A 15,284-nucleotide genomic window follows, 5' to 3' on the forward strand; every position below is an offset into this window, starting at 1 on the left:
AAAATGAAATCTTCTGTACGCCATAGCTACAACAGCCGTGGACGCACAGATTTTCATTAACAGAAGGGCCTAGCAGTAGAGGGGCGGGACCACTTTCATTTATCGGTTTTACCAATATAATCGGTGAATGGATTTACTTACGGCAATGCGTATTTTCATTCGGGTGGTTGAGCGCGGAAGCATGTCTGCCGCTGCGCGCGATCTCGGCATCGGACAGCCGGCGGTCAGTGAAAGGATAGAGCGTCTGGAAGCTCATCTTAATACCCGCCTGCTGCGACGTCACACGCGCCGAATGTCTCTCACGAATAGTGGGACGCTGTTCTATGAACGGAGCAAAAGCGCCGTTGCAGCGGCTGACCATGCGCTGGCAATCGCGGATAATGGTGAGGCAATTAGTGGAACCCTGCGCATTGCCGCACCCTATGGAGCCGGGGAAGAGTTACTTATGCCCGCCCTGCTTAAACTGCAATTGGCCTATCCGGGCATCAACATTGATCTGGTGCTCAGTGACAGAGTGACGGACCCGGTCACCGAAGGTGTGGATATCTCGCTACGTCTTGGTGAGGCGGGGGAAGGATATTATGTTGCCCGCCCGTTGGGGAAAATTGAGCGGTTGCTGGTGGCCTCTCCCGAATATTTGCAGCGTTATGATATGCCCCGTACACCGGGTGAGCTCGCCCGACATGCGTTTGCTCGTGTTTCGGGCCTGTTTATGAATAACCATGTGACGCTGATCGCGCCTGACAACGCGTTACTCACCGTCCCTGTGAGAATAACATTCACTTCCAGCCACTGGCGGCCGTTACGTACTGTGCTTCTGGCAGGAAGGGCAATCGGGGTATTGCAGTCTCCGGTTTGCCGACAGGAGATTGCCGACGGGCATCTCGTACCTGTGTTACCCGACTACATTGTTCCTTCATTCCCTGCATATCTACTTTATCCCCCGGCTAATATCATCTCCGCTGAAACACGAGCATGTGTCGCTTTCCTTGAAAACGAACTTCGCACAAGCCTTACGCGTTCGGTAACAAAAGGGCAGCCATAGTTCTCAAGCTGGAATACGAGGCTGTTAAATAAACGGTTGAACAAAATTTCTTGCCTGCCTGAGGTACACCCGGTTAATGGCTTGCCCAGTCGAGCATGCGTCATTCGCTGCTACGGTGCGGCAACTCTCCGGAAGCTAAATATTCTGCGCGGGTTTGAAACTACTGCAGTGACGTCTTCCCCCACTGCCTGACGTGTTCAATCAGAGCCCGCAGCTTGGGGGCCATATTTCGACGTTGCGGGAAGTACAGATAAAACCCAGGAAAAGGTGGAAGAAAATCATCCAGTAATGAAACAAGCTGTCCTTTTTCAATAAATGGCCTGAATGTTTCATAGGTTGCAAAGGTAATTCCTCCCCCCGCAAGCGCGAGCCTGAGCATGAGACGGAGATCGTTGGTGGTGATATGCGGTTCAACCGCCACGTCGAAAGGTATTCCCGCTTCCTCAAATTCCCAGCGATAGGGCGCGACGTCTGGCGATGGGCGCCAGCCGATACAGCGATGGCGGATAAGCTCTCGCGGATGGCGCGGTGCGCTGTGGGCCGCCAGATACGTTGGTGATGCCACCACCACTTCCCGTTGCTGTCCCGTCAGAGGGACAGCAATCATGTCTTTTTCGATCACGTCACCGAGCCTTACGCCGGCATCAAAGCCCGCTGCCACGATATCAAATTCGTCATCCGACACGACGATATCGATGGTGACGGCAGGGTTAGCGGCTGTAAAGGACGCGAGCAGAGGGCCTGAAAGAAATTCTTCTGCAATTGAGGTGACAGCAATTTTCAGATGCCCTCGCGGCCCGTTGTCAGAGAGAACGTCTTCGCACGCCGCGTCAATCGTTGATAGCGGTACGGACAACGATTTTCGCAGCCGTTCTCCGGCTTCAGTCAGGTTTACCGAACGTGTGGTGCGCATGACAAGCAGGGTCCCGAACGTATCCTCCAGGCGTCTGATACCCTGGCTGACCGCCGATCGCGTCACGCCAAGACGTTCGGCGGCAGCGCTGAAGCTATGTTCCTCTGCGACAGCCAGAAACAGAGGTAAAAGATTAAGGTCAATTTTCATTGTTTAGGTTTGCTAACCAGTGTGTACATCAGAGGCAGGATACACGAAACAATACTCTCGTTCTATTATCCCTCTGAACTCAACTGAAGGAGTAAGTCATGGATAAAGTCATCTTGATCACCGGTGCATCCAGCGGTATCGGAGAGGGTATTGCACGAGAGCTTGGCAATGCAGGCGCGAAGTTATTACTTGGGGCACGCAGGAAAGATCGTATTGAAGCTATCGCTGCAGAAATCCGCAGTACAGGCGGGCAAGCGGAAGCCTGCGAGCTGGATGTCACAAATCGCCAGTCGATGTCTGATTTCGTGCAGGCGGCACTGACTACGTGGGGGCGTATTGACGTTCTGATCAACAACGCGGGAATAATGCCCCTTTCTCCGCTGGCAGCGGGTAAATATGATGAATGGGAACGTACCATTGATGTGAATATCAAGGGCGTACTATGGGGGATTGGCGCCGTGCTTCCCACCATGGAAGCGCAGGGTTCCGGTCAGATAATCAACATTGGCTCTATCGGTGCTCTTTCTGTGGTGCCGACAGCCGCCGTCTATTGCGCCACAAAGTTCGCCGTTCGGGCGATTTCAGATGGCTTGCGACAGGAAAGTGCCAGCATCCGTGTCACCTGCGTCAACCCTGGTGTGGTGGAAAGCGAACTTGCCTCAACCATTACTCATCCGGAAACGCAGGCGGCAATGGAGGTATACCGTTCCATTGCACTCCAGCCGGCTGATATTGCCCGCGCTGTTCGGCAAGTGATTGAAGCGCCTGAAAATGTTGATACAACAGAAATCACGATTCGACCTACCGCGTCTGCGAACTGAACTGGCTAACGCATATGCATCACGAAAGCTGCCTGTAAGGCAGCTTTTTTGTCGCGTCACAGAGTGCAGGGTGAAAATTGTATGTGTATTGAAAAGGTCATAACGCGGGCCAGACAACCGGTTTGGCCCGCATGACAAACTTACCACTGCTGCTCTGTGGGCATGATGAACAATTCTGCCACGTCGACATGATCCGGCGCGCGCAGCACATAAAGGATGGAATCAGCAATATCCTCTGACTTCAGGAACGTCATGTGTTCCTTCAGGTTTTCCATCTGTGCACGGTAGTTTTCGTCAGTAATGTGCTCGAATAATTCACTTTCAACCGCGCCTGGCTGAAGTGAGGTTACGCGAATATTGTATTGAGACGAAAGCTCCATGCGTAATACATCTGAAAATGCGGCTACCGCATGTTTCGTCGCGCAATATACCCCGAGTCCAGCGAACGTTTTTCTGCCCGCAATCGAGGAAGTATTGATGATATGCCCTGACTTTTGCGCTTGCATCACAGGGAGTACCGCGGCAACCGTGTTCATTAAGCCCTTAATATTGACATCAACCATACGATGCCACTCCTCCAGTTTGAGACTGGCGATGTCTGAAATGGGCATGAGTCCGGCATTGTTAAAGGCGATATCAATGTGGCCATAGGCGTCGTGCAGTTTCTTCACGCCGTCGAAGACTGACGCCTGGTCAGTCACATCCATTTCCAGCGCAATGGCTTCTCCGCCGAAGGCCTTGATTTCTGACACCAGCGCCTGGAGACGATCCCGGCGGCGGGCCGCGAGTCCCACTTTGACCCCCTCTCTGGCCAATTTAATGGCGGTGGCTGCGCCGATACCGCTTGATGCACCGGTCACGATGGCTGATTTACCGTTGAGTTCCATGATTAATCCTCTTATGCGTTTGTTTCAGCGCTTCAGAAAAGAACATCTGAAGTTCGGGTTAATCATGTCTGCAAAAGGCACTCTCTTCGCGCGGTGGTTTGCTCACGCTGTCGGTGTTTTGCTACGCATATTTTCGTGGCGATATTGGGAGGGCGAAATACCGGTGTGCTTGCGGAATATGGCAGCAAAATGGCTGGGGCTGTTGTAGCCCACGGTCAGGGCAATGCTGATCATCGAATCCTCTGTCTCGGACAACAGGCGGCGCGCCTCTTCCATTCGCAAGCGGATAAAATAATGGGAAGGCGAAAGCCCGGTAGACTGTTTAAAGACCCGGCTGAAATGGAATTCGCTAAGCTCGGCAAGGCCAGCCAGACGTGCTAAGTCGAAGGGGTGAGCCAGCTCTTCATGCATCGCCTTAAATACCCGGTGTAATTTATATGCCTGCAACCCGCCGTGGTGTCGCTTTGCCGATGTCCGGTAAGCACGGGAGAGATGTACGGCAAGGGCTTGAGCGATACCCTGGATGTAAGGTCCACTGGGTGGGTGCTGAAAATAAAGCTCTGCGCGCATAAGTTCCAGCAGGGCTGACAGTGTTTCATCGCGTTCGCCCGACACTTCCCGCAGCTCAATATCCTGCATCATGGACACACCAATATAGACGTGCATAACGATGAAAGGGTAGTCTGGCTCGGCTTGCCATCTCATCTCTGTCGGAGAGGTGTCGGTCGTGAGAAAAAAATCACCTGCGGTAACGTGGTTTTCTGACCACTCTCCGCCCAGAGGCCGTTCTTCAACGACGGCCCGTCCAGAGAGTATCCAGACAATAAAGGGCTCTGGCACAGCCGGGATAATAACGTTGTCCTGTCTCTGCCGGCGCGCCAGAATTTGAATGAAGACATCCCGGGAAGATTGTGCCCGATGTTCCTTGAGCAATTCGCCCGGAATGTACGCTTCGAATGATTCAGCGGAAGTACGTTGAGCCATATTCGTCAATAACGTCTCTTAAGCCAGTTTCACAAGGTTTAGCGCGGGAAGGGGACCACCCGGGAATTGTTGCAGATATCCCCCAATCTCAAGACTCCCTAAGTCTATACTGGCGAAGCCCATTCGGGTGGCTAATTCTTCAACGTCTGCTTTTGCATCAGCGTGGTCGCCGGACATAAAGACCACTCGGCGCCCGCCAGATTGGGACGGATCTTGCGCAAGAACGTTTGCCAGAAGCGTGTTGAAGGCTTTGACGACCCGGGCTCCCGCTGCCCATTCTGAAACGCGCTGGGATGAATTTTTACCCCCCAGATCTGCAAGGGTGTAGCCCGGCAAAAGTACCGGGTTAGTCGCGTCAATCAGAATACGACCCTCCCAGTTCACCCCACTTAATGCGGCCTCGGTTCTGTTCCAGTTGGTACTTATAAAAACGATTTCGGCTTCGGCAGCCTGTTGTACCGTTCCGGCGCGAGCTTTGTCGCCTAATGCCTCAATCACTTCAGCCAGGCTGTCCGGGCCACGACTGTTACTGAGAATGACATTTACGCCTGCGTTGACCAGCTGGTGGGCAAAGGCTTGTCCGATGGCGCCTGCACCAATAATGCCGACAGTATTTGTTTTCATAGTTTGTTTCCTTAAATGAACAGATGCGTTGATGTGTTTGGCTACGTTGCTTGAGAACATGAAAGGAGAATAGTGCTCACCGATCTATCTGTGTAGCCTATATAATTAGATGGTATACATCTAAAGGGGCGATACATGCTGGATGGTATGTCGATTGATCAACTGCGTACTTTCATTGCTGCGGTTGATGAAGGCAGTTTCTCGGCCGCGGGTCGCAAACTTCGCCGGGCGCAGTCCGTCGTTAGCGCTACGCTGGCAAATCTGGAATCTCAGGTAGGCTTTCCTTTATTTGAGCGAACGGGACGTTACCCGAAACTGACGGAGGCGGGGGCAGCCTTACTGGAGGCCGCACGCCATACGCTTGCCGGAATGGACGCGTTTAAGGCTAAGGCGCGTATCCTGGCAGAAGGCCTGGAACCCGAACTCGCCGTGTCTGTGGATGTGATGTTTCCGATAGAGATCCTGACCGCAGTCGTGAAGGAATTTCATCTGGCCTTTCCCGGCACACCGTTGCGTCTTTATGTTGAGGCGCTGGGCGCGGTACTTCAGCCATTGCTGGCCGGCAACTGTCGGGTCGCGATTATCGGCTCGCTACCGGATGTTCCGACCGGGTGTGCCTCTGAGTTCCTGCTCAGTGTTCCTGCCGTGGCTGTGGTCTCACCCGATCATCCTTTGGCTAAAATGGCTGGCCCAATTCTTCGGCCGGTTATGGAGAACGCTGTGCAGCTTGTATTGGCTGACCGCTCATCACTCACGGCGGGTCGCAACTTTGGCGTGATGTCGGCTAAGACGTGGCGTTTGGGTGACATGGGGGCAAAACATGCATTCTTGCGTGCGGGCCTCGGTTGGGGTTATATGCCTTTGCCTATGGTTGAGGACGATATTGCTAATGGCAGACTGGTTATCCTGAACCTGGAGATGCAGCCCGATGTTGGCCCTGGTTTTTCCATGCATGCGGTACATATGACGCAATATCCTCCAGGGCCAGCCGGGCGCTGGTTTATTAATAACCTTAAAACGCAGTAAACCAGGTTATCTGGCGGTCAGAGCACCAGATAACCGATATCCTGCATCAGAATGTATAAAATGCCCCGACGGTAAAGAGAAGATATTCATCCTTTTGCACAATGGGGCTGCTGCTTACACGCTCTGCAAGCGTGATATACCCTAAATCCGCATAGCCGGACCAGTTATCATTAAATGTGTGTTGCCAGTTAATATCGTAATTCACACTGTTTAATCCGCTACCCGCGTTGAAAGACCTATATCCGGAATGGGTACTCTGATTTTTATTCACCCCAAACCAGGTATTATTATACCGTGCGTCGCCGTATTTTCTTTCGGTACTGATTACCAGAGTATCTGTGTCGTTAGCAAAAAGAACGACATTAAGTTTCATTTTATATTGCATTCCCTGGCTTTCCGTCAGCGGTGCCGTAATATTTCCCTCAAAGCCTATCCAGGGTGCCATCCACCATCCTGCCGTGGTGGTGGTATTCATTACGGTATTAATCTTACCCATACCTTTAAGTTTATCAGAGCCTTCCTGAAGCCAGGCGTTTCCGCTATCCGTGCGGCCAAGGGAATACCCCAGAGCTTGCCCCAGGTAAACGCCATTACTGAACTGATGGGAATAGACGATACCTTTGTCGGTATTGACGGACCAGTCATCGTAAGTCCATCCGAAATACGGCAGCGTATTGACATCATATTTATTCGAGCCGGTATATTCAGGCGCATATTGTGAACCCACGCCAATCGTGACATAAGATGCTTTTTTATCTGATGATGCCTGTGAAGCGAACGATGCTGCGATGAGTGTTACTAAGGCGATTTTTATTTCCTTCATAAAACTTCCTGAATGAATTATGCTTATATCTATGAATTGCGGAGTATGCGGGCGGTCAATCAATATTCCTGCAAGATTTAATCAAGATTCCATCAAGGTGCGAATGTGAAACGTGTTTTAATTATTGAAGACGATTTGGATGCCGCGAATGTGCTTGAGGCTTACCTTAAGCGCGATCAGTTTCAGACCTCTTCGGCCAGCAGCGGTAACCGGGGGCTCGAACTGGCATTCAGCTGGAAGCCCGACATTATTTTACTGGATGTGATGTTGCCCGGCATGAGCGGGAACGATGTTCTGCTGGCCCTGCGCCGGCGCAGTGATATTCCCGTGATTATGATCACCGCCATCCGCGACGGCAGCGACAAAATCAGTGCCCTGCGATTTGGCGCGGATGACTATGTGGTGAAGCCCTATAACCCGGGTGAGGTGGTCGCCAGAGTCCATGCTGTACTCCGTCGTTATTCCGGCGAGCGCAGCAGCACGCTTATTGAGTACCGGGGACTGCAGGCAGATACAGAGTCCATGACGGTAAGCGTTGAGAGCGAGAACGGGCAACGGACAGCGCTGGATTTAACGCCGACGGAACTGCTGCTACTGATGACATTTCTTAAGTCGCCTAATAAGGCTTTCACCCGTCAGGCGCTTCTTGAAGCGTGTCTCCCAGAAAGTGAAGCCCTGGAGCGCGTTGTGGACACGCATATCTATAACTTGCGAAAAAAACTCGAGTCAGCGGGGCAGACTGAATTGCTGATAAACGTACGAGGGATCGGCTACCGATTTGCAAATGCATGAAAAAGTTTACGTTATCTCCACGAGGCGAACCGAGTACGCTGTGGAACTGGATATGCAAGCGGCTGATATCCCTGGCAGTCGGAAGTATTATTCTTATCGCCTTTTTTATGTGGGTGCGATTTTTTGTTGAAAACAAATGGCACGCCTACCGGATGCCAGAGGCCGTCAGGGCTGAACTCTCAGTTCTGAGCAAGCACCCTGAACAGAACATCAACCGCTATCATGAAATTATCGACACCTGGTATGGGCTGTCCTACTCAGATCCGACGATGGGGATTAAGGACTGGGTGATTCTTGGCATCCTGGTTCTGATATTCATACCGATTATTTTTATGCTTACGCTGAAAACAGCGCGACCCATTTCCCATCATATTAGCCGGCTTGCCGGTGCGGCACGGTCTGTTGCTGAAGGCGGGTTTGGGACCCGCGTGCCCGTGCCGGACAATCTGCCGCTTGAATTGCGTAGCCTCAGCGAGAACTTTAACGGGATGTCGATGCAGCTGGAACGCTACGAGAAAGATTTGAAAAAATCGCATGTGATCATGGCACATGAATTGCGCTCGCCGCTGACGGCTGCCATCGGTCGTCTGCAGGGCATTATGGACGGCGTATTTGAACCCAGTCAGGCCCAGTTGAACATGATCATGCAGCAGATGAATGATTTAAACAGACTGGTTGACGATCTGCATCTGTTAAAACTGGCTGATGCCAACCAGCTGAATTTGAGCCTGGTATCAACCAGCCTGGACCAGATAATCCGTGAGAAAGTGGCATGGACGATGCCTTCAGCCCAAAGGGTGGGAGTGAACATTATCTACCATGAGGGGGAATCTGTGACCTGTCGGGTTGATCCGTACCGGATAGGCCAGGTCTTTTTGATCCTGATGGACAATGCTCTGCGCTACGCTGCGGAAGGGGGCATCCTGGATATTCGTTATCATGTCAGCGATAAAAAGGTATCCGTTATTTTCCGCGACAACGGTCCGGCAGTCCCGGACGCACTGCTTGAAACCATATTTTCACCGTTTGTGCGTGAGGAGCAGTCTCGTTCACGACATACCGGTGGATCCGGGCTTGGGCTCTCTATTGCCCGAGCGATATGCGAGGCGCATCGCGGTACTATCTTTGCAGAACGGAATGCCAGCGGAGGGCTATCGTTCACGATGACGATACCGCTAAGCGAAAAGGAACAGCATTGACGGTTCCTTAACAAAGGGTGAACTGAATCTTGTAAAAATTGAGTTTAAATACATGGTAAACGGGGGTTTACCATGTCACCTGAATTACTTCTCTCACTGCTTTCTGCCTTTCGTAAAATGGTACGATGTGGATGTTTTTTACTGTACATCGCACCGGTGATTGTCATATTTCAGGTTATCATTATTGTTTTATTGGATGCGCCGAAAAGAGATAAATAATTGTTGAGGGCAGGGCGGCTAATACAGTTCAAAGAACCAGTGATTTACCTGTAGGCCGGGTTTCGGCCCAAAGCAGTTTATAGTCCCATTTTTTATCATACAATCCGATTGAAAATTGCATTGCCTTATTTTCATTGCGACACACTTCTCGTGCATCAACAATATTTTTCCACATGAGCAGACTTCCTGGGCTGAATGCGGTGATCGACGGATCAATCCCTCCGTTAGGAACATCAAAATACAGGCTTTTTTCACTACGGGCACACAGTACGAGATCTATCGCAACGGGAGCACCTTCAAAGAAAAGTACATTGCCGGTGACCATATGTGGCAGGGCGGTTAACAGTTCAGTGATGTTTTTCCTGTTATAGCATCTGACGCTGTCAGCAAAACGCAGCCTGAAAAGATGCACGTAAATATCAGCAATATCCGCCGGTGACATCTCTCTGAGCGGTATGCATTCTCCGCCCGCAGCCAGCATTTTTTTTAGCTCGCCATTTCTTTTTTTCACCGTTTTACCTGAGAAAGACGTTTTAATCAGGCAAACCTTACGTTTTTCACGAAAAGCATAGGTGGCATTTATTATATTCCCACGCAGCGATGAAGACAGCCGGTTTGTTTTTACTGGCAGAACGATTTTTTGATCGGCAGCCATGGGGATAATAATTTCATCATAAGATACCGGGTAATCGCGCCAGACATTCAGGCCGAAGGTATTTTCATCACTGGTAAAGTACGCTGCGGTGACCTCGCCATCGCGTCGGTAATGCCAGAATGCGAATTCTTTTTCCTTCTTCTGCATAAAGAAATTGATAATGTCGGGGTGAGTATTAACACTGCCGCCGTACTTATAATAAGCCGCCTGGTAATGCGTGAAGTTTGAACGTTCCCATCCAAAAAGCGAATGTCTGAAGCCCATTATTGTTTCTCCTTGCAATCTCATCAGAGGGCGCTGTCAGCGCCGGGCAGTTCTGTCTGAACAGGCTGATTATCCCGACCGTTAATCAATAAACGGTCAAGGCAAAATCAAGATTGCTGCAATCTTCGTTGGCGGAGTTAATTTTGCCTGTCTCAGGAAATATCTGCTTACATTCCAGCTAACGCTATGCTCTTTACATTGACACTAGTGTCAATGTTGTAGAGTGCATCTATGACGAGGAGAAAGGTATGCGACCATCTGAACTGGCGGCGCTCACTGGCGTCAGCACCCGAGTGCTAAGACATTATGAAGCTAAAGGACTGATTGTTTCTCAGCGGTTGGACAACGGTTATCGGAATTACGACGCGAAAGACGTCGAGAAAGTGAGATGGATAATCTCGCTTTTAAAATGTGGGTTCAGTACCCGACAGATTGCAGAGCTGGAAAAGTTTTCTCAGGTAAGCGACATGGATGATGCGCGTTTTATCCAGTGTCTGGCGCAGCACAGAGAAAAACTTCGGGCACTGGACACGCTTATCGAATTACTTAATGAACGCAGAAATACACTTGCCACGCGTATTCACGCCTACGAGTGATCGCTCTGTCTGAGCAGTAATAACAGGAAATATCATCATGAAACAGTTAGACAATAAAGTCGCGTTAATTACCGGAGGCAGTAGCGGTATCGGGCTGGCCACGGCTAAACGGTTTAGTGAAGAAGGTGCAAAGGTGATTATCACTGGCAGGAATGCAGAAACCCTGCAGCAGGCGATGAATGAGCTCGGTGACGATAATGCACTGTCAATAAAACATGATATCGGTGACATACGAAGCCATGAAAACCTGTTTCGCATTATTAACGAAAAGTACGGCAAGCTGGATGTGATGTTTGCAAATGCCGGCGTTATTGTGCTTTCCGATTTCCCGGCCTCCACCGAAGATGATTTTAATACGCAGTTTGATATCAACGTAAAAGGGACGTTTTTCGCCGTGCAACAGGCCCTCCCGTTAATGTCCGACGGTGGCTCGATAATATTAACGTCCTCCATTGCGCATTATAAAGGGTTCGATGGACACAATATCTATGCCGCCTCAAAAGCCGCGCTGCGATCTTTTGCCCGCAGCTGGACGACCGACCTTAAAGGCCGTGGGATCCGCGTGAATTGTCTGAGCCCAGGACCCGTCGCCACACCGATTATCAGTAAAATGGGCGTTTCCCAGAGCGATCGCGAGGTTTTTGACGCCAGCATCGCAAGTCGTATTCCGTTAGGTCGATTAGGCAAGCCTGACGAGGTTGCCGCGGCAGCGCTGTTTCTTGCATCGGATGAAAGCAGTTTTATTTCGGGTATCGACCTGTCTGTCGATGGCGGGATGGGACAAATTTAGCGACGCGTGCAGCGCTGATAAAAAAACATCAAATTTGATTAAAGCACATCAATTTTGCTAGAGCAGGCGGGTTTGACTTTCACTACTCTTGGTGCGGTAACGACATTTTCATCATCCGCTGTTAACAGGTATCGCTATGAAAAAACGTATTATTATTGCCGGTTCGGGTTTTGCAGGTATGTGGGCCGCCATTTCAGCAGCAAGGCTGGTACATATGGAAAAGGCAAATGATCGGATTGAGATTTTTTTGGTTTCTCCGGAACCTGCATTAACCATTCGCCCAAGATTGTATGAAGCCGTACTTGAAAATATGGCACCCTCTATTCTGCATGTTCTTAAGGCTGCGGGTGTGCACTATATTGCCGGTTATGTCACCGATATTGATGCAGAAAATAAAACTATCTCGGTAAAAAAAGAGAGTGGCGAAACCTCGGTTAATTTTGACAGTTTTGTGCTGGCCACCGGAAGCCAGGCATTTCACCCTGAACTGCCGGGGATCACGGAATACAGTTTTGACGTTAACTCATTGAATGCTGCTCATGAACTGGAGCAACACCTCATGTCGTTAGCTTCAGAGCCTGATTCTCCCGCACGAAATACTGTTGTTGTCGCCGGTGGGGGGCTGACCGGGCTTGAGACCGCCACTGAAATGCCGGAACGCCTCAGAGACCTCTTGGGTTCGGAGCACCATTTGCAGGTTATTATTGTGGACAGTTCGAACAAAATTGGTCAGGCGATGGGCGAGGATGCCTGTGAGATCATCAATCAGGCGCTGGCCAGTAATGGCGTGACTGTACGAACGGGCGTCAGAGTGCGCGCAATCAACGCTGAGGGGGTGATGCTTTCGGACGATGAATTTATCCCCAGCAAAACGGTGATATGGACGGCGGGAATGCGGGCCAGCGCGTTAGCCGGGCTCATCCCGGGCGACCACGATAATCTGGGCCGTGTTATTGGGGATGCGTATCTGCGGGCACCTGCCGCCAGGGGTATCTTCGTTACCGGCGATACCGTAAAAGTCCCTACGGATGATGAAGGTAATTATAACGTCATGTCCTGCCAGCATGCGATGAGCCTGGGGCGCGTCGCCGGTCATAACGCGGCAGCAGAAATACTGGGATTACCGCTGCATCCTTACAGCCAGCCAAAATATGTTACCTGTCTTGATCTGGGCAAATGGGGGGCGGTCTACACGGAAGGCTGGGATCATCAGGTTATGTACCAGGGCATTGAAGCGAAAAAAATAAAGCAGGAAATTAATACTCAGTGGATCTATCCGCCAGAACCCGACAGAGAGAAAATGTTTTCTGTTGCTAACCCTGATTATATTATTGTTCCGTAACAGGGCATCTCTATTGATGCTGCCTGGCGGCTGGCAGCATCAACGTGTGTTCTTTTTTTCACGCCATTGACCGGGGGTCAAGCCTGTTGTTTTTCTGAAGGCCTGGGTAAATGCATTTTGCGAGCCATAGCCGCTTTCAATGGCAATTTCTGTAATCAGTTTATCGGAGTGTTGTAACTCGTGGAAAGCGCGTTCCATTACGCGCTGCTTAAGCCACCCGTACGGGGTTAAGCCGGTACTGTTTTTAAAGGCACGGCAGAAATGAGCTGAGGAAACTCCCAGCTCAAGAGCCAGTGATTTAATCGTGACATCCCCTATGGGGCTGTTATCCAGTTTTTCCAGCGCCATTTTTAATGCGCGCGAAGACAATACTCCTTGCGACTGACCTGCGGCTTTCAGCGTGTTGGAGTGGTTTTTTATTAACTGTAATATTAATGACAGTGTTAAGTGCTCGCAGAGCAGTTGGTTAATTTTGTTATTGTCCGAAATGATTTCCGCAACGGCCAGCGTAATTTTTGATGCCGTCTCATCAAAATGCGCTGTGCGTAAGATTAACTCTGTAGTGGGTATCTCCATTTGATTCAGAAGATCGGCGAAAATATTATCAGGAATATATAAATGCATAACATCAACAAGACCAGCAATATCCCAGCGAGATGTACTTCCCTGAGGAATTGTCGTGATGGCGCCTTTCCGGATCGTGTTTTTAACGATTTTATTTTCTGTTTTTCGCTCAACACGCTGCATATGTCCAACGTGAGCAATAATCACATGTTGATCGAGTGGCGGGATAGTTTCATGCAATGGCCCATGCGGCCAGTGATAACAGCGAATTTGCAGCGCATCTCCACTGTCTATGCCTAATTCAGGTCGGTTCTTTAATACCTGAGCCATTTTATGAACGGCATCGTCAAGAGGAATGTCATGATTTTTCATGAGTATACCTGTTAATAACAGTGGGCATCATAAGAGTATAGCGATGTTTTAACCCTGTTTCATTGTGTTCTGTCTGCATGTTTATTTTTGATGATGGGAAATAACAGAGGGGAAAAAGTCATTTCTACGGTGTGTATACCCTTAAATCGATTAATTATCTTGTCTGGAGGAAATATGGCGATATCTAAGAATGATGCAGCGTCGTTAGCACCTGTTAATGGTACCTCGCATGTGGAAGCCGTTTATGAAAAGGTGCCATCACGTTATGCACTACAGGTCGGTAAGATTGATGTTCTGGTGATCAGTGACGGCGTGTTGTCATTACCTGGACCCATGTTGGGTCATAACGCGGAGGCCTCCGAACGTACCCACTGGTTTGAAGATAAGTTTCTGCCTGCCGATTTTCTCGACTGGGCATTAAATGTGGTTCTCGTGCGTAGCGGGGAGCGGACGATCCTGGTTGATGCAGGGATGGGGGAGGCTTTCCCTGATTTACCCCGCGCCGGTCGGACGGTTAACCGCCTGGTGTCAGCGGGGATAGATCTTGCCAGCGTCACGGATGTGATTATCACGCATCTGCATATGGATCACGTTGGTGGGCTGCTTATTGAGGGTGTGAAAGCGCGCATGCGGTCAGACCTTCACATTCATGTCGCTGCTGCTGAGGTGGAATTTTGGCGTGACCCCGATTTTTCACAGGTTTCCATGCCGCCTGGTTTCCCGGAAGCACTGCGCCAAACCGCTACCCAATTTTTGGAAGCGTACCAGACTCAACTGCATACATTCGAAGAGGAATATGAGGTTGCACCCGGCGTGCGTGTCGTTCGTACAGGCGGGCATACTCCCGGACACAGCGTGGTAAGGCTGGCCTCTGAGGGGGAACGACTCACCTTTGCCGGCGATGCCATTTTCCAGGTTGGGTTTGAACATCCTGACTGGTTCAATGGTTTCGACCATTATCCCGAAGAAGCGGCACAGATTCGCATTCGTCTGCTGCAGGAACTGGCAGATAACAGGGAGTCATTGATCGCTACTCATCTCTCATTCCCGTCTGTCTGCCATGTTGCTGTCGACGGCGATACGTTCCGTTGCATTCCGGGTCCCTGGGATTATTAAGAATACCGCTGACGTCATTTTCATCGATACCGGCAGGAATATACGAGGCATTACTTAAACGGCCATCCCTCAGGCGAGGGATGGCGTTCAGGGGGGAGAGCG

The 15,284-nt window shown here is 50.4% G+C and carries 16 protein-coding genes; 9 read left to right on the forward strand and 7 right to left on the reverse strand.

Annotated features, from left to right (window positions below):
- Positions 1 to 145 precede the first annotated feature (145 nt).
- Complete coding sequence (locus AM410_RS18030; protein ID WP_108648191.1) at positions 146 to 1,045, forward strand: LysR family transcriptional regulator; 900 nt, start codon at positions 146 to 148, stop codon at positions 1,043 to 1,045.
- 160 nt (positions 1,046 to 1,205) lie between these two features.
- On the opposite strand, the gene AM410_RS18035 is transcribed toward AM410_RS18030, so the two are convergent.
- Positions 1,206 to 2,108, reverse strand: a complete 903-nt coding sequence (locus tag AM410_RS18035) for a LysR family transcriptional regulator (RefSeq protein ID WP_073397344.1) — start codon at positions 2,106 to 2,108, stop codon at positions 1,206 to 1,208.
- A gap of 98 nt (positions 2,109 to 2,206) precedes the next feature.
- On the opposite strand from AM410_RS18035, the gene AM410_RS18040 reads away from it, so the two are divergent.
- On the forward strand, positions 2,207 to 2,929 hold the full coding sequence (locus AM410_RS18040; protein WP_047366395.1) for an SDR family oxidoreductase: 723 nt from the start codon (positions 2,207 to 2,209) through the stop codon (positions 2,927 to 2,929).
- Positions 2,930 to 3,069: 140 nt separating this feature from the next.
- On the opposite strand, the gene AM410_RS18045 is transcribed toward AM410_RS18040, so the two are convergent.
- From AM410_RS18045 to AM410_RS18055, 3 genes are all read right to left on the reverse strand, one after another.
- Positions 3,070 to 3,816 (reverse strand): SDR family oxidoreductase, encoded by a 747-nt coding sequence (locus tag AM410_RS18045; RefSeq protein ID WP_020882399.1) that lies wholly within the window; start codon positions 3,814 to 3,816, stop codon positions 3,070 to 3,072.
- Between the two features lie 102 nt (positions 3,817 to 3,918).
- Positions 3,919 to 4,800, reverse strand: a complete 882-nt coding sequence (locus tag AM410_RS18050; protein ID WP_108648192.1) for a helix-turn-helix domain-containing protein — start codon at positions 4,798 to 4,800, stop codon at positions 3,919 to 3,921.
- A gap of 18 nt (positions 4,801 to 4,818) precedes the next feature.
- Complete coding sequence (locus AM410_RS18055) at positions 4,819 to 5,484, reverse strand: NADPH-dependent F420 reductase (protein WP_072255850.1); 666 nt, start codon at positions 5,482 to 5,484, stop codon at positions 4,819 to 4,821.
- Between the two features lie 75 nt (positions 5,485 to 5,559).
- Here AM410_RS18055 and AM410_RS18060 point away from each other — a divergent pair, with 75 nt between their 5' ends.
- Positions 5,560 to 6,450, forward strand: coding sequence for a LysR family transcriptional regulator (locus AM410_RS18060; protein WP_073397339.1), 891 nt, complete (start codon positions 5,560 to 5,562; stop codon positions 6,448 to 6,450).
- Positions 6,451 to 6,496: 46 nt separating this feature from the next.
- Here AM410_RS18060 and AM410_RS18065 read toward each other — a convergent pair whose 3' ends face one another.
- Positions 6,497 to 7,273 carry a MipA/OmpV family protein gene (locus tag AM410_RS18065; protein ID WP_049023752.1) on the reverse strand — a complete coding sequence of 259 codons (777 nt, stop codon included), beginning with the start codon at positions 7,271 to 7,273 and terminating at the stop codon, positions 6,497 to 6,499.
- Between the two features lie 105 nt (positions 7,274 to 7,378).
- On the opposite strand from AM410_RS18065, the gene AM410_RS18070 reads away from it, so the two are divergent.
- Complete coding sequence (locus AM410_RS18070; RefSeq protein WP_014170413.1) at positions 7,379 to 8,065, forward strand: response regulator; 687 nt, start codon at positions 7,379 to 7,381, stop codon at positions 8,063 to 8,065.
- The gene (locus tag AM410_RS18075; protein ID WP_020882405.1) at positions 8,062 to 9,264 is read left to right on the forward strand and encodes a sensor histidine kinase; all 1,203 of its coding nucleotides are present in this window, start codon (positions 8,062 to 8,064) and stop codon (positions 9,262 to 9,264) included. Before AM410_RS18070 ends, AM410_RS18075 begins: the two co-directional genes overlap by 4 nt.
- Positions 9,265 to 9,511: 247 nt before the next feature.
- Here the strand turns inward: AM410_RS18075 and AM410_RS18080 are convergent, their stop codons facing one another.
- Entirely contained in the window at positions 9,512 to 10,402 is an 891-nt protein-coding gene (locus tag AM410_RS18080; protein ID WP_049023750.1) for a GNAT family N-acetyltransferase, read from the reverse strand.
- Between the two features lie 248 nt (positions 10,403 to 10,650).
- Here AM410_RS18080 and AM410_RS18085 point away from each other — a divergent pair, with 248 nt between their 5' ends.
- The 3 genes from AM410_RS18085 (at position 10,651) to AM410_RS18095 (ending at position 13,130) form a co-directional block, all read left to right on the forward strand.
- Positions 10,651 to 10,998 carry a MerR family transcriptional regulator gene (locus AM410_RS18085; RefSeq protein WP_020882407.1) on the forward strand — a complete coding sequence of 116 codons (348 nt, stop codon included), beginning with the start codon at positions 10,651 to 10,653 and terminating at the stop codon, positions 10,996 to 10,998.
- Positions 10,999 to 11,035: 37 nt separating this feature from the next.
- The gene (locus AM410_RS18090; RefSeq protein WP_032680869.1) at positions 11,036 to 11,788 is read left to right on the forward strand and encodes a glucose 1-dehydrogenase; all 753 of its coding nucleotides are present in this window, start codon (positions 11,036 to 11,038) and stop codon (positions 11,786 to 11,788) included.
- Between the two features lie 136 nt (positions 11,789 to 11,924).
- Complete coding sequence (locus tag AM410_RS18095) at positions 11,925 to 13,130, forward strand: NAD(P)/FAD-dependent oxidoreductase (protein ID WP_073397337.1); 1,206 nt, start codon at positions 11,925 to 11,927, stop codon at positions 13,128 to 13,130.
- A gap of 39 nt (positions 13,131 to 13,169) precedes the next feature.
- Here AM410_RS18095 and AM410_RS18100 read toward each other — a convergent pair whose 3' ends face one another.
- The gene (locus tag AM410_RS18100; protein WP_073397335.1) at positions 13,170 to 14,066 is read right to left on the reverse strand and encodes a helix-turn-helix transcriptional regulator; all 897 of its coding nucleotides are present in this window, start codon (positions 14,064 to 14,066) and stop codon (positions 13,170 to 13,172) included.
- A 174-nt stretch (positions 14,067 to 14,240) separates the two neighbouring features.
- Between AM410_RS18100 and AM410_RS18105 the strand changes: the two genes are divergently transcribed.
- Positions 14,241 to 15,182: an MBL fold metallo-hydrolase gene (locus AM410_RS18105; protein WP_073397333.1), complete on the forward strand. Its 942-nt coding sequence runs from the start codon at positions 14,241 to 14,243 to the stop codon at positions 15,180 to 15,182.
- The last annotated feature ends 102 nt before the right edge of the window (positions 15,183 to 15,284 follow it).

Origin of the sequence: Enterobacter cloacae complex sp. FDA-CDC-AR_0164 (genome assembly GCF_003071645.1) — a bacterium.
GTDB classification, from domain to species: Bacteria; Pseudomonadota; Gammaproteobacteria; order Enterobacterales; family Enterobacteriaceae; genus Enterobacter; species Enterobacter ludwigii.